The sequence below is a fragment of the Ekhidna sp. genome, from assembly GCF_965228795.1.
GTDB lineage: Bacteria > Bacteroidota > Bacteroidia > Cytophagales > Cyclobacteriaceae > Ekhidna.
Map to the genome: position 1 here is coordinate 19,293 of NZ_OZ245839.1, position 22,902 is coordinate 42,194.

Consider the following 22,902-nt stretch of genomic DNA (forward strand, 5'->3'; position numbering starts at 1 on the left):
AGGCGTAATTTCTTACGTCAAATTTTGATTTTAACGGTTAAAAAAATAGGGTGGTGAGACTACTTCAATAACTGACTGTAAAAGTTATCGCAAGACTACATAATTTCCAAAAAACCAGCCTGTTAACCATCGAACTTTAGACGAACTGCTCAATTTCTATTTTTAATGGTATCTCTTATTTGGAAATAGGAGAAATTTTGGCCCAAATGCAGAATTTAAACTTTAGTTTTCTACCTTTGCAGTATAGAAATAGTTAGAATTCCGAAAGAGGGGACATCAGTCCCCTCTTTTCATTGATATAGGTGTGTTAGAAGAACAAATAAAATCGATAGCAAAAAGTGCGATTGAAGACGAGAAGGAACTGTTTCTTGTTGATGTGAAGATCAAAGGAAACCAGGGAAATCAAAAGCTTCTTGTTTTTGTAGATGGTAATAATGGAATTTCTATAGATCAATGTAGTAAGATAAGCAGGTACATTGGCAATGAACTGGAAGAGCATGAAATCATGGAGGGTAAATACACATTGGAAGTTTCCTCTCCGGGATTAGACTTTCCCCTGTCAATGATCAGGCAGTATTCTAAGAATATCGGAAGGAGCCTAAACATTGAAATGGTTGACGGAGAGAAAGTTGAAGGTGAGTTAATCGCCGTGAAAGACGAAGAGATTTTGATAAAAAACAAAACAGAAAGATCCCTTCAGATAAAAGATATAAGACAATCAAAAGTAAAAGTATCATTCAAGTAAGATGGAAGCGTCAGTATTAATTGATTCGTTTGCGGATTTTGCCAGAGGCAAAAACATTGACCGCCCTACTATGATCAGAATTCTGGAAGATGTATTCAGAACGATGATTCGAAAAAAATACGAAACAGATGACAATTTCGACATTGTTATAAATGCCGATAATGGGGATCTCGAGATATGGAGATTTAGAGAAATTGTGGATGATAACTCTGAAGATATTTGGGATCATGATAAAATCAGTCTGACCGAAGCACGGCAGATCGAGCCGGATTTTGAAATTGGTGAAGAAGTGGCGGAAGAGATCAAGCTCGAGGACTTTGGGCGAAGAGCTGTGATGACGGCAAGACAAACTCTTATTCAGAAGATAAAGGATCTTGAAAAAGATATCTTATTTCAAAAGTATAAGGATCTTGTTGGGGAAATTATTCAGGGTGAAGTTTATCAGGTTTTAGGTCGTGAAGTATTGTTAACTGATGGTGAAGGTAACGAACTAACTGTTCCAAAAAGCGAGCAAATTCCAAAAGACAGATATAGAAAAGGAGATACCGTACGAGCCATTGTTCACAGAGCTGAAATGGTTAATGGTAACCCAAAAATTATTCTTTCCAGAACATCTCCGGTCTTCCTTGAAAGACTTTTTGAGGCTGAAGTGCCAGAAGTATATGACGGTCTTATTACCATTAAAAATGTGGTGAGAGAGCCTGGTGAAAGAGCAAAAGTTGCAGTAGAGTCATATGATGACAGAATAGATCCTGTGGGAGCATGTGTGGGTATGAAAGGATCAAGGATTCACTCGATCGTTCGTGAGCTTCAAAATGAAAACATTGACGTGATCAATTTCACAGACAATCTAGAGCTTTATCTGGCAAGAGCTTTAAGCCCTGCGAAGATCACCAGCATGAAAATAAGTGAGGATAAAGAACGAGTATCTGTTTATCTCAAACCAGATCAGGTATCTTTGGCAATTGGAAAAGGTGGTCAAAACATCAAATTGGCTAGTAAATTAGTGGGTATGGAGATCGATGTTTTCAGAGAGCTTGATGAAGCTTCAGAAGAAGATGTAGATCTGGATGAATTTACTGATGAACTGGAAGATTGGGTTATCGATGAATTAAAAAGAGTAGGGCTTGATACAGCAAAAAGCGTATTGAAGTTAAGCTCTGATGATTTGGTAAGAAGGACGGATTTAGAAGAAGAAACAGTACATGAAGTGATTCGAGTTCTGAGCCAGGAATTCGAATAAACTTAACTTTGAGAGGTTTATATGGCAGAATACAGATTAAGTCAAGTAGCAAGAAAGCTAAACGTAGGTAAAAATACTATCCTTGAATTTTTGAAGGAGAAGGGTCACAAAGTGGACTCCAATCCAAATTCTAAAATTCCACAGGATCAGTATAATATGCTTGCGCGTGAGTTTGCGGATTCTGCTCACGATAAAGAAGAAGCATCAGAATTAACTATTGGAGGCAAGACCGACAATATGGTTATTGATGCGGAAAAATCTTCCGCTCAGGAAAAATCTGAGGATGAGCGTATACTCATTAAGGATAATGTTGGCTCAGAACCTAAACCGGAAAAAATATCAGCTAAAACCAAGCTGGACGGCCCTAAGGTTGTAGGTAAAATCGATCTAAATAAGAAGAAAGAGGAAGAAGCCAAGGAAGAGCCTAAGAAAGAAGAAGTAAAAGAAACCAAAAAGGTAGAGGCAAAAGAGGTAGAGGAAACTAAACCGAAAGCCGAAGAAAAAGCACCAGAGAAAGAGGTTAAGGAAGAGGAAGCTAAGAAAGAAGAGGCTCCAAAAGAAAAGGAAAAAGAAGAGCCTAAGGCCAAAGAAGAAGAGAAGGAGGAAAAACCAGAGCCACAAAAAGAGGTTATCAAAGGAAAAGCTGATTCACTAAGAGGGCTAAAGGTTCTAGATAAAATAGAACTGCCTAAGGATAAACCTAAGCCAGTAGCATCCTCTGACTCTAAACAAGACAGGAAAAAAAGACCGAGAAAAAGAATTCAATCCGGTGGTGGTGGCGGCCAGCAGCAGCGTGGAAGAGGAGACAGAGGCAGCCGAACTCAATCAGGAAGAAAAACGGAAGAGCTTTCCGATAAGGAAATTCAGGATAAGATTAAAGCAACACTAGCGAAGCTTAGTGGCGGCAGTGGCAAAGGAGGATCGCAACGATCCAAATACAGAAAAGACAAACGATCTGCTCGTGCTGAGGAAGAGGAAGAAAGACAATTACAGGCAGAGGAAGCTTCAAAAACACTAAAAGTAACCGAATACATCTCAGCAAGTGATCTTGCATCATTAATGGATGTTTCTGCTAATGATGTGATTTCAGCATGTATGTCACTTGGTATGTTTGTGTCTATCAATCAACGATTGGATGCAGAAACAATTACTGTCATTGCAGATGAGTTTGGTTATGAAGTAGACTTTGCTGAAGCTAAGGAAGAAACCGACATTGTTGAAGAGGAAGATGATGAAAGCAAACTAGTAGACCGAGCACCTATTGTGACCATCATGGGTCACGTAGATCACGGTAAAACTTCCCTTCTTGATTACATTAGAGAATCTAAAGTTACTGAAGGAGAAGCTGGGGGAATTACACAGCACATTGGTGCTTATGACGTAATGACCAATAGTGGTAAGAGGGTAGCCTTCCTGGATACACCTGGTCACGAAGCATTTACAGCGATGAGGGCTCGGGGTGCCAAAATTACCGACGTGGCAATCATCGTAGTAGCAGCGGATGACTCTGTGATGCCTCAAACCAAAGAAGCAATCAATCATGCTCAGGTAGCCGGTGTTCCAATTGTAATTGCGATCAACAAAGTAGATAAGCCAAACGCTAATCCTGATAAGATTAAAGAAGACCTTTCCAATATCAACATCCTTGTTGAAGATTGGGGTGGTAAATACCAATGTCAGCACGTATCTGCAAAAACCGGAGAAGGAATTGACGAGCTTTTAGATAAAGTACTTCTTGAAGCTGAATTGCTTGAGCTAAAAGCAAATCCGGAAAAAGCAGCTGTGGGATCAGTTGTGGAAGCCTCACTTGATAAAGGTCGAGGATATGTTTCTACGATAATGGTACAAGCAGGAACTCTTAGAGTAGGTGATGTATTGCTTGCAGGTCCGTATTTTGGTAAGGTAAAAGCAATGTTTGATCACCGTGGAAATAAATTAGAAGAAGCAGGGCCGTCAACACCAGTCTTGATGTTAGGTCTAGATGGCGCTCCACAGGCAGGTGACAAATTCAACGTCATGGAAAGTGACAGAGAGGCCAGAGAAGTAGCTAACAAGCGTGAGCAAATTCTAAGAGAGCAATCTATCAGAACTAAAAAGCACATTACGCTTGACGAGATCGGTAGAAGATTAGCGATTGGAAGCTTTAAAGAACTAAATGTAATTGTTAAAGGTGATGTGGATGGTTCTATTGAAGCATTGGCAGATTCACTCCTCAAACTATCTACAGAAGAAGTTCAAGTAAATATTCTTCATAAAGCAGTAGGACAAATCTCTGAGTCTGACGTACTACTAGCATCAGCATCTGATGCGGTAATTGTTGGTTTCCAGGTAAGACCTTCGGGAGGTGCCAGAAAGCTTGCAGAAACTGAAGAAATCGAGATCAGGCTTTACTCTATTATCTATGACGCCATCAATGATGTTAAAGATGCAATGGAGGGAATGCTTGAGCCTACCAGTGAAGAAGTAATTACCGGTAATATCGAAGTTCGAGACGTATTCAAAATCTCTAAAGTTGGTACAGTAGCGGGGTGTTATGTAACTGACGGTATTGTGAAACGATCCAACAAAGTGAGATTGGTTCGTGATGGTATTGTAGTGTACACCGGAGAGATTAACCAGCTTAAGCGATTCAAGGAAGATGTTTCTGAAGTGAAAAGCGGCTATGAGTGTGGTCTAAGTATTAAGAATTTCAATGACATCAAAGTAGGAGATATCATCGAAGGCTTTGAAGTAAAAGAAGTTAAGCGAACGCTTTAAGAAGCAAGAAGCTAAATAACCATATTTGAAAGCTCATCTACTTCGGATGAGCTTTTTTGATGCCCAAAATAATTCAGGCATTGATATTTTGCCGTTCTTCACTCTACGTTCACATAAAATCACCGTAGAATACAACATCATAGTTAAGTTTTGTAAAAAAGCTAAACCTTCCATCAAATATTTCGTTACTTTGTTGTTTAAGATCTTAATCTTGAAGAAAAACATATCAATATTATCCACGCTAATTTTTGTATTCACCTTTCATTATGGTGTTGCTAATACTGGTATAACTACTAAATCTCCAGACAGGACTCAAGAACAAGATCAGGAGGGCAGGCGAAAAAACGACCAAACCATGATGCGCCCTGATGGTCAGCTGACAAACACCTCATCGATTGCAGAAGGACAGGAAGAATCACAATTGCAGGAAAACGATGAAGTTAAGCCAGTTGAAAGAACTCCAGAGAAAGCAGATTCCCTACAGGATGATTCAGTAAGCAAATACAATTTTATCTTTTACTTCCTGTATAAATTCAAATACGATACAGAGGAGTCTCCTTAAGCAACGACAGATTGATAATCATCAATGTCGTCCAGAGAAATATTACCTTCATAAAAAGCTTTTCCGAAAATCACTCCATAAAGACCCAGATCTCGAAGTTTTTTAATATCGTCCATTTCTCTTACTCCACCACTAGCGAAGATGCAGAGATTCGGGAATTCCTTTAGAAGCTTTTTATAAAGATCAAACGATGGACCTTCCATGGCTCCATCTTTAGAGATGTCGGTGGTTTTTAGGTATTTCAGGCCTCTATCATAGAAGTATGCGATGTGATCAAAAAGATCTTTAGAGGTAGCTTTTTGCCAGCCTTTTATTCTGATCTTTCCTTTCAAACTATCCGCCGCAAGAGCTATCTTTTCCCTGCCATAAGACATAAGCCAATTCGCAAACTGCTCCTTGTTAGAAACTGCCACAGAAGCTGCAGTAACACTTTCTGCACCATATTCAAATGCTTTTAACACATCCCCGTCTGTATGCAAACCACCCGTAAAATTGATTTTAAGATCAGTATATGCTGAGACCATGTGAAGTATATCATAATTCACAGAAGTGCCTCTACGAGCACCATCCAGATCAATCAAATGAATACGGCTAATTCCATGGTCTTCAAACTGTTTTGCCACATCAATGGGTGTGTCATTATAGACTTTTTCGCTGGAATAATCGCCTTTAGTGAGTCGAATAGTCCTGCCTTCAATAACTGATATTGATGGTACAAGTAACATAATAGGAATGATTGGTTCTAATGAATCGCTCTTCTTTTAAAGATACAGAATCTCAAGGAGAAATGATTCAATTTACCTCTACTAATTTGAAACCTTCACCGTGAATTGTTAATATCTTAAGACTAGGTTCATCTTGAAGATACTTTCTGATTTTAGCAATGTAAACATCCATACTGCGGGCATTGAAGTAACTATCATCTTTCCAGATTTTCTTAAGTGCAATGCTACGCTCAACAGTTTTGTTTACATTCTGGAAAAAAATCTTCAGTAACTCGTTTTCTTTTGTAGTGAGGTTTATCTCTCTTTTAGGTGTAATCAACCTGTTTTCCTGATAATAGTAGGTTAAACCAGCAATTTCGAATGGGTTTGGGAATACATCCTCTTCCTCCTTCTTTGATGATCTCTTAAGAACCGCCTGAATCCTAAGAAGCAGCTCCTCCATACTGAATGGTTTCGTCATATAATCATCGGCACCAATGGTGAACCCTTTGATAATATCCTGCTTCATTGACTTGGCTGTCAAAAAGATAATGGGTGTTTCCTCATCATATTCCCTGATCTCTTTTGCCAATGTAAACCCATCTTTTTTGGGCATCATTAAATCAAGTATACACAGATCATATGGATCCTTTTTAAAAGCAATACCTCCCTCTTCGCCATCTCTTTTCAAGGTTGTGTCAAACCCTTTTAAGCCAAGGTACTCACTTAGTATTTCTCCCAAATTTGGGTCATCCTCTACAATTAATAATTTAGGCTTCATTCGCTAAAGGTAATGTGATTGAAAATTTGCTTCCTTTTCCCGGCTCACTGTCGACGTAGATTTTCCCACCATGTGCTTCTACAATGCGCTGAACATAAGCCAGGCCAAGCCCAAAACCCTTTACATTGTGAAGGTTTCCGGTTGGGACGCGATAAAATTTTTCGAAAATATGCTTTTGTTGCTCACGTGTCATCCCAATACCTTTATCGTGAATGGAAAGGATAAAGTCTTCATCGTCAGATGCGGTTCTAAGGGTAATGTTAGGCGCCTCCGGTGAGTACTTATTGGCATTGTCCAATAAATTCAAAATGATATTGGTAAGATGAATTTCATCGCCTTGCACCTTATCTTTTTCAGCTTTTTCAATCATATTCAATCTTCCCCCTCTCTGCTCTACCTGCATGGCAATATGTTCTGCCGCACTCTTCACCATATCACTCATTCTCAACAATTCGTGCTTTAGATTGTAGTCCTTGCGATCAATTGCTGCGATTTGTAATACTTTTTCTACCTGATCCCCTAATCGCTTGTTTTCCTCTCCAATGACTTTTATATACTTATTTCTAAGCGAGCTCTGTTCAATATCTTTATCATTCAAGGCCTCAACTGCCAATGATACGGTGGAGATTGGTGTTTTTAGCTCATGCGTCATGTTATTGATGAAGTCATTCTTCATCTCTGAAAGTTTCTTCTGACGAACGATCGTCCGGATACTATATCCGAAACAAAACAGAATCACCATCACTAAGAAGCCTGAACTAACCATTGCAGACCACACTTTACTCATGAGGTAGCCCTCTTTATCCGGGAAATTGATAATAAGCATGCTATCGTTTCCGAAAATATCATTTGGGAATAACGACGCTTTGAGTTCACTCTTTTCTAAATCTTGCTTCTTCTGAGCACTGGTCAATAGCAAGAATCTATCATTGTGTGGTTGCAATACGCCATATTCGTAATCAATATCAATTCCTTTACTATCGAGCTCATTTTTTAACAGTGAATCAAGCTGTTGTGGGTTAAATCTCGAGGTAATGCTTTTATTCGGTCCCATTAAATCCTTGACCACATCGAATGTTAATTCGTACTTTCTGGAGACCCTTGCGAGCTTACTTTCCAGCTCTTGAATTTTAACGTCTCTCTCCGCTATCATTTCATTGGGAGTGCCCGGAGGTGGTGGTGAGTTTTCGAAAAAGAACCGATCTGCTACACTAGAAAAATTAACCACGAACTCAAACCCGCCTTCGTTGACAGTGTCAGCAAAATAGAATATTTGCTGATTCCCCCGTTCTACAATCCTTCCATTATTTCCAGCCTTAATAGCCTCATTGTTTTGGGTGCTCCTTAAATGGATTTGGTCATCATTGTAAAGAGGAGAGTTTACGTAATTCAGTTTTTGAAGTGCCGCGTACGTTTCCTGCTTTTCCAGCTTATTTGCGACTGTATTCAATGCATCCAGCACATCCTTTCTGAATCGCTCCTCATTTGCTGAAACCAGTGAATCTATCCAATAGAGCTGGAAAGAAATCAATCCAATCATCGCCAGGCCCATAAGGCCAATTATCCATCTAAGAGTCTTTCGCTGCATACCTCAAAAATACGATGATGCGATCACCACAGTTCATCTTTAACCATTTTTAACAAGGATTAACGACTGATTAACAGACAGATAGCTTCCCTTCCCGTACTTTCGATTAGTGATTAGGTTAAAAACAAAACTCAAAATATAATGAAAGCAAAGTCTATATTTCTATCAATAGCCGTTATGGCTTTTCTGAATTTTGCTGGCTTCAGTCAGCAAGATGAAGACGGTAAAATTGTAGTTGAAATCACCAAGGAAATAAATGGTGAGAAGAAAACATTTAAAGGTGAATATAACAGCACCGAAGAAATGTATGCTGATCCGAACTATAGGGAGTTCGCAGGCGATAATCAAGACTTCAACTTTTGGTTTGATCATGATAGAGACGAAGATGTTTTTTTACATCTGGATCAGCTGAAAGACCAAGGGCATAGCTTCTTTAAATATTTTGGAGACGAGGAAGATGACGCGGGCAACTTCTTTTTCAGGCATTTTGATGGTGATTCAGTGGATGGATTTTTTAATCTCCATTTAGATGACATGGACATGGAAGCGTATCGAGAACACATGAAAAAATTGGGGATAGACATGGAAGAAATGCTCAATCGCTTTCAGTCTGATGATGATAAAAGACATGTACAAGTGTTCGCAATCAAACGGATTAAAATTACGGATGTTGAAGATGAGTTTGGTAAGAAAGGCAAAGTGGATGAGAGTAATCTCCTTGATTTAGAAGATCTTAGTTTTTTCCCAAACCCATCTTCCAATGGTCGATTTAAGGTGCGATTTAGTGTGCCGGACGAAGCAGACCTGAGCATCAAGGTTTCTAATCTTGAAGGCAAAGAGGTATTCAACCGGAGTTTCGAGCGATTTGGCGGCACCTATTCTGAAATCATAGACCTGTCCGGTCAAAAAGAAGGTGTTTACTTGCTTGAAATCAGCCAGGGCAGAAAAAGACTTACCAAGAAAATCGTAATCAATTAACGTTTAAAAGTGGTTTAATTTAAAGAGGCTGTCTAATAGATCCTATTAACTAGAGGCAGCTTCTTTTTTACGCCATCACTCATTTTCTCTGGAAAACTTCAAAATTTTGAAATCCATTCCGACCATATCCTGAAAATCCAGGCCTGTTTCGATCATATCTTCATCTTCTTCCTCTGCAAACCAATTGATTCCAACTGTCTTCCCTTGCAATTCAAGTTTCTTCAATTCCTTTATGGTTAAGTAGATACATCTCGCTGAACTGGTGTTAAAATAAACCAGACGAAAGCTAGCGGTTACCTTCTCACATTTCGCTTTGGCCAATGATGAAATAGCCTTTAGAAAGGGTTCGAAAAATTCCATTGTGTTTTCAGGTGATGATCTCCCTTTCAACACTACTTTTCCTTTTTCATAATTAACTCCAGCTCCTGGAGTTGTTTTTGTCGGTTTTCTAATAAATGATTCTTTCATAATTCTTAAACTTTAACACCCATTACAAGCATGTCATCAAGCTGCTCTTCATCCCCTCTCCACATCTCGATTTCTTCCTCCAGCATATTTAATTGCATGTTTGGTTTTTCTTTGTGAATGGAGGTCAGGTATTGTTTGAATCGCTTTGATGAATACTTACGCACATTCTCGCCACCTATTTGATCTTGAAATCCATCGCTATACAAATAGAAAGTGTCACCTGCTTTCAGCTCAAGCGAATGATTGGTATAATGCTTATCTATTTTTCCAAAGTAGGAGCCTATCGGCATTCTGTCAGCTTTAATCTCCATTAGCTCTCCATCTCTAATAAGACATAGCGGGTTAAATGCCCCAGCATATTGTAGCTCTTTCGTTCGGTGATTTATGGAGCAAAAAGCGATATCCATACCATCTTGCTGAGAATCACTCCCTTGCTCCAGCGTGTTTATCACTTCTTTTCTCATCGCGTTCAAAATATGATCCGGCCTGGATTGATAATCCGGTACAATCTTATTTAGGATCGTATTCCCGATCATGCTCATAAAGGCTCCAGGCACACCATGGCCAGTGCAATCAACTGCTGCTATATAGGAAACATCATTGACATGTTTGAACCAATAAAAATCACCACTCACAATATCCCTTGGCCTGTAGAATACGAAGGAGTTTGGTAAATACCTTTTGATAAATTGTTCTGATGGGAGTATCGCATCTTGTATTTTTTTGGCATATCGAATACTAGAGGTGATGTCTTTATTTTTTGACTCAATGATCTTTTTCTGTTCATTGAGTTTCTGATTTGACTTTTCCAATGACAGGCGCGCAATAATCTCTCTCTTTGTAAGGTTATAGCGGGTTTGGATAAGGATGATCGAGAAAATCATTACTGTACCGGTGAGTAAGCCTCCGCTGGCTAATATTTCCTCAACCGAAAGTGTACTATTTCTAACAAGAAAGAAGATGTTCGCTGCGATTGAGAGAACAACAACAATGATTGACCAGTAAATTTTCCACAATACAAGCATGCCTGCGCCAATGAAAAGAGCGATGTAAGCGAGTGTATGTTTTTGGAAATGATCTACATCCATCAAACTCCACATAAAGGCGTTTTGGACAGATATTAATAATACAGGAACAAACACTAGGAAAACATCAGAAATATTCAGTGGCTTGCGGAAGACTAACAAGATGGCTGTAATCGAGGATACTGCTAACCGAAAGATGAAGAATACTTCAAAGTGATGATTGACATTGATATAGTCAGTGGCGCCAAATACCAGGTTGAATATAACAGCAACCCATGCTCCGGCAATATGGTACTTTACTGTGGATCGCTTCAACGCACCCTCCCACTGGACCTCTTCGGCGCGTTGTTGCATAATTCTAGATTGGCTCATAATACCCTTAGGATGTTGGTTAATAGACTGACTCGCTATTGAATCAACTTAACCTACGAAAGGAATACCCGGGTTGGATTTATGAGTTTACCATTAAACTGAATCCCACGCCGTGATGATTGCGGATTTCGAGTGTATCATCATCTTTTAGGTATTTCCTTAATCGGGTAATAAAAACGTCCAAGCTTCTGCCTTTGAAGTAATCATTCTCTCCCCAAATTTTTTCGAGTATCTCTTCTCTTTTAACAAGCTCATTTCTATTGCCAAGAAGAAGGCCCAACAAATTACCTTCCATTTGAGTCAGTGACTTCTTTTCATCTTCAAATTGATAAACGAGGTTTTTTTCATCAAACTGAGACTTACCAAAACTGATGATTTTTGGCGATTGCTCTATGTCCTGACCGGCATTTCTTCTTAAAAAAACATTGATTCGATATTCAAGCTCCTTTATAGAAAAGGGTTTGGTGACATAGTCATCACCTCCTATTTCAAAACCTACCAATCGGTCTTCCTCCTGTGACTTGGCCGTAAGAAAAATGATAGGAATAAATTCATTTTTCTCTCGAATGTTTGAGGCCAGCTCAAATCCATCCATTTTAGGCATCATTACATCTAAAATGCATATTTCAAAAGCGCTTTTCTCAAATTGATTTAGTGCCTCAACTCCATTTTCACACCATGAAACTTCATGCCCGCATGAAGTGAGGTTATCCTCAATCATAAACCCAAGGTTGGAATCATCTTCAGCCAATAGAATTTTAGCCATTTGGAATCACTAGTTTAAAGGTACTTCCCTCCAAGGGGGTAGAATCAAGTTCAACTTTGCCACCTAGCTTCTTGATTTGTGTTGCTACAATATGTAGGCCCAAGCCAAATCCTTTTTGATTATGCTGGTTATGTACATCCGGAATCCGGTAAAATTTCTTAAACACCTTTTTCTGCTCAGCAGGAGAGATGCCCACTCCATCGTCAGTTATTGAGATGGTAGTACTTTTTTGATCTTGCTTTAACTGCACAATAATCTCCTTTCCCCCATACTTGACTGAATTATCAATCAGGTTCCAAACAGCATTTTTTAGTAGCTCCTTATTCGTGTGAATATTCAAAGACGAATCTCCGGTGAGTTTCCATTCCACCATCTCTACTGAATACTTCTCTCTGGCCTCCGCTAATATTTCGGATAAAAGACCTGAAACATCTACTGGTTCCTTCTCTACCTTCAAATTGGTCTCCAACAAAGAAGCATGTAGGATATCTTCTACATTGCGTTGAAGCCGAGATACTTCCTGATGTATTATGTTGACGTAGCGCTCATTGTCAGTTTCTGCACGATTTTTCAAGGTAGATGAAGCTAATGATAGTGTGGATAGTGGCGTTTTGAGCTCATGACTTACATTATTGATAAAATCTCTTTGAACCTCACTTAACCGTTTTTGCCGTAGAATTACAAAAAGCGCGTATCCAAAAAAGATGATTACCACCAGCGAAATAGCAGCTGTAAATTTCCATAGATCAAATCCCGCAAAAAGTGTCCTCGATTTATCGGGGAAGTAAACTCCGAAATAATACTCATCATTCTTCAAAACAGGAATCACTTCCTGAGTATCTCCGTCTTGAAGACTGACATTCTCAGCATAAACCATTTGATCATTGGCACAATCATAAACGCCATATTCAAAGTCCTGAGAGATAGCACGTTTCTTTATTTCTGCAGATATTAAATACTCCAGGTTTGCAAGGTCAATTTTATCATTGGTGCGAACAATGAAGTAATTGCCTGAAACTTGCTCGATTGGGTTTACTGTTGGAAAATCTTTTCCATTTGCTTCACACAAGGATTCCACCACATTGCGAAGTGCCACATGGACATTGTGATTAAATACCTGATCCTGCTGTGCTATGGCCCGGTTCAGCCAAAATACCTGGGTGCCTACTATTCCTACTAAAGCAAGAACTGCAAGGACAATGAGCACACGAATGTGAGCATTCTTCATTTTCCAAAAGTAACCACATTGAACGGCAGAAATCACGGTTTAACAACTCATTAACAATCATTATGATGTCATTAACAATGTTTTGGAAGACTCATCCACAGCTTTGGATCAATCAAAAAAATAATACTATGAAAAAAGCAACATCAATTTTAATGCTTGGTATCGCAGTAGCTGTGGTTGCGAGCATGACACCTTTAAAGTGGAAAACAACTTCTATTGACCTGGGTCAGGTTTCAAAGGACGAGGTGGCTGAGTTAACCTTCGAGTTTACAAATAACAGCAACGAGGATATCAGAATTCTTGAAGCAAAAGGATCATGTGGGTGTACTAAAATCGCCTATCCTGAAACAGCCATTAAAGCAGGTGAGTCCGCTTCAATTTCCGCTAATTTCAAATCAGCAAAATTAGGTGCATTCAAGAAAAACATTCGGATAAAGACTTCTAACTCTGAAGAGTATACTTACCTCCATTTTAAAGGCGAAGTAGTAGAATAAATCAAGATGTCTTGTCCTGAAATAGGTTTACACAATTTAAGTGTAAAATGAGAATAAAAACAGGAAGCCGTATTTATCGGAGTGATTCAGAGAAACTACGAATAATACAAGAAGTACTATCAGGTAAACTAAGTAAGGAAGCAGCTCAGCGCAAGTATGGAATTAGAGGTCATAGCGCCATCACCAACTGGATGCGTAGTTTTGGGATGAAGGAGCCATTAAAAGCCCGTGTCTATATGTCCAAACCAAATAAGAAACAGGAGCATCCTGAAGATTTATCTGCAAGAATTAAGGAACTAGAAGAAGCGCTGAAGTTAGCTGAGCTAAAGTCAGAAGCTTATTCAAAGATGATTGACATAGCCGAGGAGAAGTTTTCATTGAAGATCAGAAAAAAGTTGTCCACCAAACAGTCAAAATCATGAAACAAGTCTATCCATCAGTGGGGCTGGATTGTATTTGTGGACTGTTTGGTATGAGTAGGCAATCCTACTATCAATACCAGGCAAGAAGCAGATCATTGGAATCCACTCACCAGCAGATACTTCAGTTAGTTTTAGAGCAACGGGCATTACACCCACATTTGGGAGGTAGGAAGCTCTTTCATATGCTCCAGTCGGATTTTGATCGATTAGGTATCCGCATAGGCAGAGATGCTTTTTTTGATCTACTTTCCAGCCATCACTTGCTGATTAAGCGAAAAAAACGTCGAGTATCGACGACCAACTCCAGGCACTGGTTTAGGAAGTATCCTAACTTGATTAAAGGACTGGATATTCAAAGCGTTAATCAGGTATGGGTCAGTGATATTACCTATTGGAAGTGGAGAGATCGCTTCCATTACATCTGCCTCATCACCGATGCTTACAGTCGAAAAATAGTAGGTTATGAGTTATCTGATAATCTGGAAGCCATCAATAACCAGCGAGCATTACACATGGCAATCGAAAGCCAACCTGAACCTTTAAGAGGCTTAATCCACCATTCAGATCGAGGAATCCAGTACTGCAGTCAAGAATATGTGGACATGTTATCCGCTAGAGGTATACTTATCAGCATGACTGAAAATGGAGATCCATTAGAAAATGCCATTGCTGAACGAATCAATGGAATACTCAAAGAAGAATATCTTAACCATTATGAAGTGGAAAACATGGCTCAAGCCAGAGAACTTTTAAGCTGTGTAGTGAACCGCTACAATCAAGGAAGACCTCATCTAAGCTGTGGTATGAAGACTCCAGATCAGGTTCACTCTACAAATAGTAAGCCCAAACCTCTCTGGAAGAATTATTGGAAAAATACAACTGTCAACATAAAACAGGACTACAATCAAACTGTCAACATATGTCAGGATTAACTATGTTTAACTGTAAACTTATTTTAGGACGATACAAGAGCCCCCTCTAATGGGGGTTTTATTTTCAATTAGAAGAAGAAATTCATTGAAAAAGTAGGCAGATTCTCATCCTCTCCGAAAGCATAATTTAAATTAAGAACAACTGTGTTGAGTGGGCTGACCCATATCCCAAATCCTTTACCGGCATGCCATTCATCCGAGTTTTCGCCATCTACCCACACCCTTCCTATATCATGAAATGCAAGCAGCCCAAACTGACCAGGAAAGATATAGCTACGGAAAGAGGCAATCTTTAATCGAAGATCAAGATTGTGGTAAAGAGAGGATTGTCCATAAAATCGTGTTCTTCTATATCCCCGGAGGTTTGAACGACCACCCAGCGTACTCGCATTAAAGAAGTCAAACTCGTTATTGATAATATGGGACATGCCTAACCTATTTGCAATAACTAATCTGGAAGGTAGACGAGTGGTTAAATAAAAAGCCCACTCGGCATTAATCTTAGTGGTATTCTTTGAAAAGTCGGTTAATGCTTCCAGGTGCTCAACCTCTGCCATAGCTGTCATTCCTGCTTTGGGCAATACTTTATTATCTCTGGAATCAAAAGATATTCCTGTCACCAACCGTCCGTACTGGTTTTCCCTAAATATGTTTTCATTTGTTGGTTGCTCCGTAATGAATCTGTTGGCCGTTTCTTTTACTTCTACAGACTTAAAGCCAGGAGAAATGTAAAATTTTGCTTTGGCTCCTACATTTTTTGAGACTCCAATGTTCAGATCAAACCTATCCATTCTAACTCGGTAGTAATCAATCGGGTCATCATCCGGAGCTATGAACTGATCCATTTGGAATTCAGTCTCATTACCAACACCAAAGAAATTATTAACAAAGAAAGGTTGTTGCCACAATACAGAAGTTGTAAGATCCCACTGCCCAAACACATCCGTAAACTCCCCTGAATAGTCTATCTGAAAGGAGCTAGTCTCAAAGGCTCTAACTGCCGTCAACGTATGCTTAGCAGCAAAAGGCTCTTTTCTCCAGCCATGCTTTGTAAACATAAATCCACCACCAAGAAAAATACCATCATCCGGATTAATGGCGGCTGTAATAAGTGGCATTAGCACATCGTATTGATACGCTTTACGATTGTATCTGTTGATGCCCGGTTTGTCGCTCAGCTTTAAGATTCCCCTGGCGTTTCCTTGCACCTGAGTGCTTTTATAACGGTCATATACTTTCACATTTTTTAGTTTCTCATCTGCATTTCCATTGATAATAAGGTCTTTGTCTGTCCCTCCGATGATACGAACTTTAATATTGGATTTTGGGCCTTTTACCTCAAACACATCTTCTCCATCAAAGCCATAAAGTCTGATTTCCTTTGTCTCATCAGCCAGAAATAACCTTTCGTAAATAACCTGCTCAAGTTCTCCGTCTTTCTTCCTTTTCCTTACAGTGACTTTCGTTTGGTCTTCATTTAAATGCTCCACAAGGAAATACTCATGTTTGTCTGAGCCTGTAATGTCTACTTCTCTTGATAAAAAGAGATAAAGCTCCCTGGCATACGATTCCATATTTTCACGCCGTGCTTTAAGTCCTGAGATTATGCGCTCACCTGTGAGTTCCTCGATTGGATCCGGCCATTGAGCAACCGCATTTTCTGTTACCTCATCTGTGAGCTGGTTCTTTAGAAATTGAATTTCTTCATGCCAGTCATTCCAGTCAGGTTCATTCATAAAAGTGCGGTCAAAAAATCTCGCATTCTGGCTTATACCTGGTGCCCAATCCACCTCTTCATCGAATCCTTCGATCTTTGGAAGTGCCCATTTTCTTGCTGCTAATGTTGGAATGATTCCTTCATTTACAAAAAACACCTGATCTCGATCCCTTGGGATTGGCCGATATATGTTCCCTTTCTCTTTATCTATTTGCGCCCACCTCCATTGATCATCATGACGATCCCAATCACCAATCCACATATCAAAGATTCTATTGCGAACCACAAAATCCTGATCCACCTCATTATCATTGTCTTCACGGAGGTTTTCAATTACCGTGTCAGTACCATCTATGTCTTCTCCTCCTCCAAAATATGGTTCTCTGGATGCCGCTTCGTTTGGTCGCTCCTCAAATAAAGCCAACGTGCCTGCAAACGTGTTTTGAAATTGTCCAAGACGGGGATCATTGGGAATAAACACAGGTTTAGGGTTGGTATGATAAATACCTACAGGTTCAGCCAAATATGGAATTATGAACGCTCCATAGGGATGTGAGGCTGATATTTGGTCCTCCACAATGTCTTGTGCGAACGTTTTTTGAAGGGCTGTAGGAATAGCATTTTCAGGATATTTTTCAATGGATCGTAATACATACTCTTTCTTGTCATCAGCAACTAGCCGTAATGACTTTGTTTGCATTCCACCGCCTTTTTTCACCACTTCCAATCCACCTTTTGCATTGCCAATATCAAACACTTCTACCTCAACCGGCGTAGACCATACTTCCCGGTAGTTTTTGCCCAACCACCTATGCCTCCCCCGATCTCCTTCATACTTTTTACTGGCAGCTACTGCGATTGTGCTGTCTGTAAAATCAAGCGGAGGAAGCTCCTCCAGGGTTTCTTTCAATTCTTTTTCATACAACCCGGTTTCAAAAAGCAATCCGTCATTGATTCCCCAATATTGAACCGATGCAGTACCTGAGAGTTGTAGGTTTAAAATGGCAAAACCTTGTTCTTTCTTAGCAAAAAGGCTTCCATCTCCCTTTTTTACATGGGTGATTTTAGATCCGGATCCACTTACGATGAAGTGATGGCCATCTTTCTGGATAAGCTGTAATGAGTGTTCATGCCCACAAGCATAAATAACATCTTCTGCCTCATTCATAGCTGCAACCAGCTGCCCCATAATTGCACGATATTTTGGGTGTGTATTGTCTTGAATGTTACCGATCAACCTTCGAAAAAGAGGTTGCAGGCTTCCCAATATAGGCAATGGTTTTAGCTGCTCTTTAAAGCTAAAGTTTCCGTGATGCTCCCCATAGGTATAAACCGGATGATGAGCTGCTATCAGAATGTGCTTCCCGGCATTTCTTGTAATGATCGTCTTTAAATCCTCCAGGGCCTCAATGGTAGATTTACTTCCACAATCATCATCTTCATTCGGCTTATCCCAGCCATGTAGAAAATACTGTGTGTTTAAGATGATCAATGTAGATTTTTCACCCATGGGAATTTCAATGGGACCCGGACAACTTCCGGTTGGAAGAAGGACATTATCCCCATCAAAATAATCACGAACAAAACGCTCCATATTCAACGCACGCTCCCAACCATATTTTCTTCCTTGTGCCCAATCATGATTGCCCGGAATGATGTACGCCTTCCCCGGAAACGCTTTCATGACTTCAAGCTGAGGAATGAGCTTATCTTCCATTTCTTCTCTTTGTGGATGCTCTTTTTCTGGAAGTCCTTTTGGATAAAGGTTATCACCTAAGAAAATGAGGAAGTCATCGTCTGTAGCTGATGCCATTTTTTGTTTTAAGAGCTCCAGATTCGGGTCTGGTGATTTAGGTTCACCAGCATCTCCTATTAGGAATATCCTCTGACTAAAAAGTGATCCCGGAAGCAGGATGATTAAGAAAAGCAGGTTCCTCATCGGATGTTTGGTTTCATTTTGAATTTGAGAATGTAGCCACGATCTCCTTCTCCCTCACTGCTAATAAAGAGGTCTCCATTCGGAGAAAAGCAGATGCCCTCCGGCTGTCCCAGCACCCTGGGTGAGATTGGATAGGTTGCCTTCAAATCGCCTTTATCATTTACTACCACTAGCATTTTTCCGACTGATGATAAAATGTAATAATCTCCCGAGATTGGATGCGTTGCTATTGCTGAAGGCTTGAACTTAATCCGTTTTCGTTCATAGTCGAATGATTTATGTTTTTCCCAAAATGTCTCCAGCTCTTTTGGACCGATAACAAACAGGGGTGAGGAATCCACTTTTTTTGTCTTAAAATTGAAGGCATAAAATCCTCTCCCCTCAAGCTTTTTCTTTCCTAATCCTCCATCCTCTTTGCATGCAATCAATAGTTGATTCTTCTTCGGATCGTGTCCTAAGCCCTCTGTGTCGTTTTTTGAGCTCAAAATGTTTTCATGCTTTTTGGAACCCACTTCTTTTTCAGGAGTATACGGAAACTGAAAAATATCACCATCACTTTTCAATACAAATACTGTATCACCTACCATTTCAATGCCTTCATAATCACCTGCTTTGTGAAATCCGATTGAGTGAGAAATTTCCTTCTGTTTAAGATCATATTCAAACATACGTCCTGATTCATCATCTACAGCTAGCAGGCTATTGGGAGCCTTAAAGGTTAGTCCGGACACTTCTTCCAAAACATACGGCAAAAAGAATTTTTTGACTGGCCTTTTTACGTTGTAGTTGAATTCCACATAGTCATCCACAAGAAAAAGGCTATCCGCATGGTTGCCAAATGACGTGGAAGAGCAGCTTTGATTCAAAGAAATCAGGAAAATGAACAATAAAATTGGTGCTATGTTCTTTATGAAAGTCATTCGTTAGTCTAAAATGTCTAGGCTACAACACTAATTTGCTTAATTTTTGTTCTAATTTGTGAATGAATGGAGGAAAGATGTCTGAGCGTTCAATAGTAAATAGGGTTAAAGATCATGTGATTGAAGTGCTATCCAAACAGCTGGCAGATCATATGACCTATCATTCCATCAATCATACGCTTGATGTAGTAGCATCTGCAGAAGAGATAGCTGCTACCCAGAATCTAAGTGATGAAGAAATGGAAATCGTTCAGATTGCTGCCTGGTTTCATGATATAGGCTACACCAAAGGGTGTGAAAACCATGAGAAAAATGGTGCTTCTTTGGCTAAGGAGTTTCTTAATAAACTCGACTACCCTGAAGAAAAAACGGAGAAGGTAATAGGATGTATAATGGCAACTCAAATGCCACAAAATCCTACCAATACCATGGAGAAAGTATTGTGTGATGCAGACTTAATGCACCTGGCTGATGAAAACTATTTTCACAAGGCCAACCTACTCCACAAGGAAATTGAGAATACCAAGTTCTGCAAGATCCCTGAGAGTGAATGGTTTCAAATGAATGAAGAGTTTCTTGATAAACATTGTTTTTTTACAGAATATGCAAGAAAGAATTATGAGCTTGCAGTTAAAGAAAATCTCAAAAAAGTAAGAGATCGCTTAAAATCATGGCAGAAGGCGAAAAAGTAGAAGAACTAGAAGAAAAAGTTTCTAAGCTCAAAAAGAAAGTAAAAAAAGCAAAGGAGCTTAAACCTACCAGGGGTATTGAAACCATGTTTCGAACAACCTCTAAAAACCACATGGAACTCAGTGCCATAGCCGACAACAAGGCTAATATCATGATCTCCATTAACTCCATCATTTTATCAGTGCTCGTATCGGTGCTAATAAGGAAACTTGAAGAATATCCGCACATGACAATACCGGCAATCATGCTAACGCTTGTTTGCCTTACTACAATAGTTTTTGCGGTGTTGGCTACACGCCCCAACGTCACCAAGGGCAAGTTCAAACATGAAGACATCATCGATAAGAAAGCGAACTTGCTATTCTTCGGAAATTTTCATCGCATGAGCCTTGACGATTATAAATGGGGGATGAAAGAAATGCTTAAAGATGCTGATTACTTGTACGGCAGCATGATCAAGGACATTTATTTTTTAGGTGCAGTGCTTGGTAAGAAATACAAGTTACTGCGCATTAGCTATACCATTTTCATGTTTGGTTTTGTACTTGCAATTCTGGGCTTCATTGTTGCAGAATTGTTCTTTAAGTCACCTTATCCTTATTAAGCAGATAATTATACGTTTCCTCCTGGGCACGAATATTTCGATCAGCTTTCGGTCGCTTATTCTTCATCTTCTGCGAGAGCCACACTCCCTTTATGTCATCTTGCCACTGAAATTTTAATATGGTTAAGATCTCTTGCTTCATGGCATCACTATAAATCGGGTAGCACACCTCGATTCTTCGATGCAGGTTTCTATTCATCCAGTCTGCTGAGCCAAGGTATATTTCGGGGTTATCATCGTTGTGGAAATAAAAAACCCGGCCATGTTCAAGGTATCGATCAACGATGCGCTTGACTTGTAAATTTTTGTTTGGCACAAGACAGCAAATACTTCTTACAATAAGCTTTACATCCACTCCCTTCTTACTCGCCTCATATAGCTTTTCAATTAATGAGACTTCTTGCAAGTTGTTTACTTTCACGATGATTCTGGCCTCCTTACCAGCCTCTGCCATCCGTATTTCACGATCGATTTTTGAATGAAACTGTTCCAAAGCACCAAATTGTGAAACGATCAGATGCCCAAATGATGGTGGTGTGTACTTAGTCAGCAAGTGCTGAAATAAGTTGGATAGCTCCTGTGTCATTGCTTCATGAGTAGTGAGCAAACCATGATCACAGTAAATTTCTGAGGTTTTTTCGTTTAGGTTGCCGGTTCCGAAAAAACCATACATTTTATCCTTCTTCTTTACCAGAGCCACTTTAGCATGCACTTTCAAGCCAGGCAAACTATAAATGATCTTTACACCGGCATCCTTCATTTTCTGAGCCCAGTCCAAATTATTTTTTTCATCAAAACGAGCCTTCACCTCCATGAAAACAGCAACCTTTTTTCCATTCTTGGCTGCACTAATTAATGCCTCTCCTATCATGGAGTTTTTCGCCATTCGATAGAAAGTGACATTGATTTCTTCTACATCCGGATCTATCGCAGCTTCATTAAAAAACTGAAGAATGTAGTCGTACGATTGATATGGAAAGTGCAGGAGGAAATCCTGCATTTCAATACATCTAAAAACGGATGGGCTTTTTTGTAAATCCGGAACAATAATCGATGAGCGATTATCATATGAAAACGCTGGATTCGAAACCTGAATTTCAAAAAAATCATTCAGATTGTGATACCTTCCACCGGTGATCATATCTTCAGGTGATAATTGAAGTTTCTCTGCCAGGATTGATAAGGATTTATCATCCATTGCTGCATCGTATAAAAAACGTGAAGGAATTCCCAGGTTCCTTTTTTGGATTTGCTTCTCAATTTTTCTTACCAGGTTGCCTTCAAATTCATCATCTATTTGCAGGTCAGCATCCTTGTTGAGTTTGATTGAATAAGAACCGGTTATTTTGAAATCAGGAAAAACGAGATCCAGATGCAATCGAATAATATCATCTATAAATAGATGGTAATGATCATCACCAACCCGATAGTTGGAGAATCTGCCTAACTCATTAGAAGGGATATTCAGAATAAAGATTTTGCCCGATTCAACCGTGACCACCAGGTAAATGGCTTGATTATCGAGAAATAGTTCCTCCCGACTAGCCAAATCTATTGGCTTGAGATATGCCGCTATTTTTGTCTTGAAGTAATGAAGTAACTGAGGATGTAGCGATTGAGGAATTTCATCGACCTTTGTACAAATATGATATCCTTTTGTGCTGAATTCCTGAATGATTCCCTTTAAAACCTTGCCATACTCACCTAGTTGATGACTTACCTCTCTGTGAATATCCTCCAATAACAATTTGGCATCAAAATCAACTCGCTTATTTATTTTCTTTTTATCAATCTGCTTGATATTCCGAATGTTGGCCACCCGTACACGGAAAAATTCATCCAGATTTGAAGAGTATATAGCAATGAATCTCAGTCTTTCGAGAAGTGGCACAGAATCATCCATAGCCTCCATCAGGACTCTATAATTGAATGAAAGCCAACTTAGGTCCCGGTCGAATAATTTCACA

The 22,902-nt window shown here is 39.5% G+C and carries 20 protein-coding genes; 10 read left to right on the plus strand and 10 right to left on the minus strand.

The genetic code is table 11. From position 1 onward, the window contains the following. Positions 1 to 304: 304 nt before the first annotated feature. From rimP to ACQK2H_RS00035, 4 genes are all read left to right on the plus strand, one after another. Positions 305 to 745 carry a ribosome maturation factor RimP gene (gene rimP / locus ACQK2H_RS00020; protein WP_425389419.1) on the plus strand — a complete coding sequence of 147 codons (441 nt, stop codon included), beginning with the start codon at positions 305 to 307 and terminating at the stop codon, positions 743 to 745. A gap of 1 nt (position 746) precedes the next feature. Further along, on the plus strand, positions 747 to 1,988 hold the full coding sequence (gene nusA / locus ACQK2H_RS00025; RefSeq protein WP_425389420.1) for a transcription termination factor NusA: 1,242 nt from the start codon (positions 747 to 749) through the stop codon (positions 1,986 to 1,988). A 21-nt stretch (positions 1,989 to 2,009) separates the two neighbouring features. Then, positions 2,010 to 4,745 (plus strand): translation initiation factor IF-2, encoded by a 2,736-nt coding sequence (gene infB, locus ACQK2H_RS00030; RefSeq protein ID WP_425389421.1) that lies wholly within the window; start codon positions 2,010 to 2,012, stop codon positions 4,743 to 4,745. 211 nt (positions 4,746 to 4,956) lie between these two features. After that, the gene (locus ACQK2H_RS00035) at positions 4,957 to 5,307 is read left to right on the plus strand and encodes a hypothetical protein (protein ID WP_425389422.1); all 351 of its coding nucleotides are present in this window, start codon (positions 4,957 to 4,959) and stop codon (positions 5,305 to 5,307) included. Here the strand turns inward: ACQK2H_RS00035 and ACQK2H_RS00040 are convergent. From ACQK2H_RS00040 to ACQK2H_RS00050, 3 genes are all read right to left on the minus strand, one after another. Next, positions 5,304 to 6,032, minus strand: coding sequence for a HisA/HisF-related TIM barrel protein (locus ACQK2H_RS00040; RefSeq protein WP_425389423.1), 729 nt, complete (start codon positions 6,030 to 6,032; stop codon positions 5,304 to 5,306). The genes ACQK2H_RS00035 and ACQK2H_RS00040 overlap by 4 nt on opposite strands. 67 nt (positions 6,033 to 6,099) lie before the next feature. Then, positions 6,100 to 6,792: a response regulator transcription factor gene (locus tag ACQK2H_RS00045; protein WP_425389424.1), complete on the minus strand. Its 693-nt coding sequence runs from the start codon at positions 6,790 to 6,792 to the stop codon at positions 6,100 to 6,102. Next, positions 6,782 to 8,380 (minus strand): sensor histidine kinase, encoded by a 1,599-nt coding sequence (locus ACQK2H_RS00050; protein WP_425389425.1) that lies wholly within the window; start codon positions 8,378 to 8,380, stop codon positions 6,782 to 6,784. The genes ACQK2H_RS00045 and ACQK2H_RS00050 overlap by 11 nt, the downstream gene beginning before the upstream one ends. A gap of 141 nt (positions 8,381 to 8,521) precedes the next feature. Here ACQK2H_RS00050 and ACQK2H_RS00055 point away from each other — a divergent pair, with 141 nt between their 5' ends. After that, complete coding sequence (locus ACQK2H_RS00055) at positions 8,522 to 9,358, plus strand: T9SS type A sorting domain-containing protein (RefSeq protein ID WP_425389426.1); 837 nt, start codon at positions 8,522 to 8,524, stop codon at positions 9,356 to 9,358. A 75-nt stretch (positions 9,359 to 9,433) separates the two neighbouring features. Here the strand turns inward: ACQK2H_RS00055 and ACQK2H_RS00060 are convergent, their stop codons facing one another. The 4 genes from ACQK2H_RS00060 to ACQK2H_RS00075 form a co-directional block, all read right to left on the minus strand. Beyond that, positions 9,434 to 9,826 (minus strand): DUF1987 domain-containing protein, encoded by a 393-nt coding sequence (locus tag ACQK2H_RS00060; RefSeq protein ID WP_425389427.1) that lies wholly within the window; start codon positions 9,824 to 9,826, stop codon positions 9,434 to 9,436. 5 nt (positions 9,827 to 9,831) lie between these two features. Next, the gene (locus tag ACQK2H_RS00065; RefSeq protein WP_425389428.1) at positions 9,832 to 11,205 is read right to left on the minus strand and encodes a PP2C family protein-serine/threonine phosphatase; all 1,374 of its coding nucleotides are present in this window, start codon (positions 11,203 to 11,205) and stop codon (positions 9,832 to 9,834) included. A 97-nt stretch (positions 11,206 to 11,302) separates the two neighbouring features. Beyond that, positions 11,303 to 11,989: a response regulator transcription factor gene (locus tag ACQK2H_RS00070; RefSeq protein ID WP_425389429.1), complete on the minus strand. Its 687-nt coding sequence runs from the start codon at positions 11,987 to 11,989 to the stop codon at positions 11,303 to 11,305. Continuing rightward, the gene (locus ACQK2H_RS00075; protein ID WP_425389430.1) at positions 11,982 to 13,217 is read right to left on the minus strand and encodes a sensor histidine kinase; all 1,236 of its coding nucleotides are present in this window, start codon (positions 13,215 to 13,217) and stop codon (positions 11,982 to 11,984) included. Before ACQK2H_RS00075 ends, ACQK2H_RS00070 begins: the two co-directional genes overlap by 8 nt. A 128-nt stretch (positions 13,218 to 13,345) precedes the next feature. On the opposite strand from ACQK2H_RS00075, the gene ACQK2H_RS00080 reads away from it, so the two are divergent. The 3 genes from ACQK2H_RS00080 to ACQK2H_RS00090 are packed head-to-tail and all read left to right on the plus strand — an operon-like array spanning position 13,346 to position 15,065. Further along, on the plus strand, positions 13,346 to 13,711 hold the full coding sequence (locus tag ACQK2H_RS00080) for a DUF1573 domain-containing protein (protein ID WP_425389431.1): 366 nt from the start codon (positions 13,346 to 13,348) through the stop codon (positions 13,709 to 13,711). A gap of 47 nt (positions 13,712 to 13,758) precedes the next feature. Then, positions 13,759 to 14,133 carry a hypothetical protein gene (locus ACQK2H_RS00085; RefSeq protein ID WP_425389432.1) on the plus strand — a complete coding sequence of 125 codons (375 nt, stop codon included), beginning with the start codon at positions 13,759 to 13,761 and terminating at the stop codon, positions 14,131 to 14,133. Then, on the plus strand, positions 14,130 to 15,065 hold the full coding sequence (locus tag ACQK2H_RS00090) for an IS3 family transposase (protein ID WP_425389433.1): 936 nt from the start codon (positions 14,130 to 14,132) through the stop codon (positions 15,063 to 15,065). The genes ACQK2H_RS00085 and ACQK2H_RS00090 overlap by 4 nt, the downstream gene beginning before the upstream one ends. A 68-nt stretch (positions 15,066 to 15,133) precedes the next feature. Here the strand turns inward: ACQK2H_RS00090 and ACQK2H_RS00095 are convergent, their stop codons facing one another. Beyond that, positions 15,134 to 18,721 carry a metallophosphoesterase gene (locus tag ACQK2H_RS00095; protein ID WP_425389434.1) on the minus strand — a complete coding sequence of 1,196 codons (3,588 nt, stop codon included), beginning with the start codon at positions 18,719 to 18,721 and terminating at the stop codon, positions 15,134 to 15,136. Beyond that, a complete protein-coding gene (locus ACQK2H_RS00100) occupies positions 18,718 to 19,641 on the minus strand; it encodes an SdiA-regulated domain-containing protein (protein ID WP_425389435.1) in 924 nt (307 codons plus the stop codon). Before ACQK2H_RS00100 ends, ACQK2H_RS00095 begins: the two co-directional genes overlap by 4 nt. 62 nt (positions 19,642 to 19,703) lie before the next feature. Here ACQK2H_RS00100 and ACQK2H_RS00105 point away from each other — a divergent pair, with 62 nt between their 5' ends. Next, positions 19,704 to 20,333, plus strand: coding sequence for an HD domain-containing protein (locus tag ACQK2H_RS00105; protein ID WP_425389436.1), 630 nt, complete (start codon positions 19,704 to 19,706; stop codon positions 20,331 to 20,333). Then, entirely contained in the window at positions 20,312 to 20,935 is a 624-nt protein-coding gene (locus ACQK2H_RS00110; RefSeq protein ID WP_425389437.1) for a Pycsar system effector family protein, read from the plus strand. The genes ACQK2H_RS00105 and ACQK2H_RS00110 overlap by 22 nt, the downstream gene beginning before the upstream one ends. Here the strand turns inward: ACQK2H_RS00110 and ppk1 are convergent. Then, a complete protein-coding gene (gene ppk1 / locus ACQK2H_RS00115; RefSeq protein ID WP_425389438.1) occupies positions 20,913 to 22,901 on the minus strand; it encodes a polyphosphate kinase 1 in 1,989 nt (662 codons plus the stop codon). The two genes, ACQK2H_RS00110 and ppk1, sit on opposite strands and share 23 nt — an antisense overlap. Between the last annotated feature and the right edge of the window lies 1 nt (position 22,902).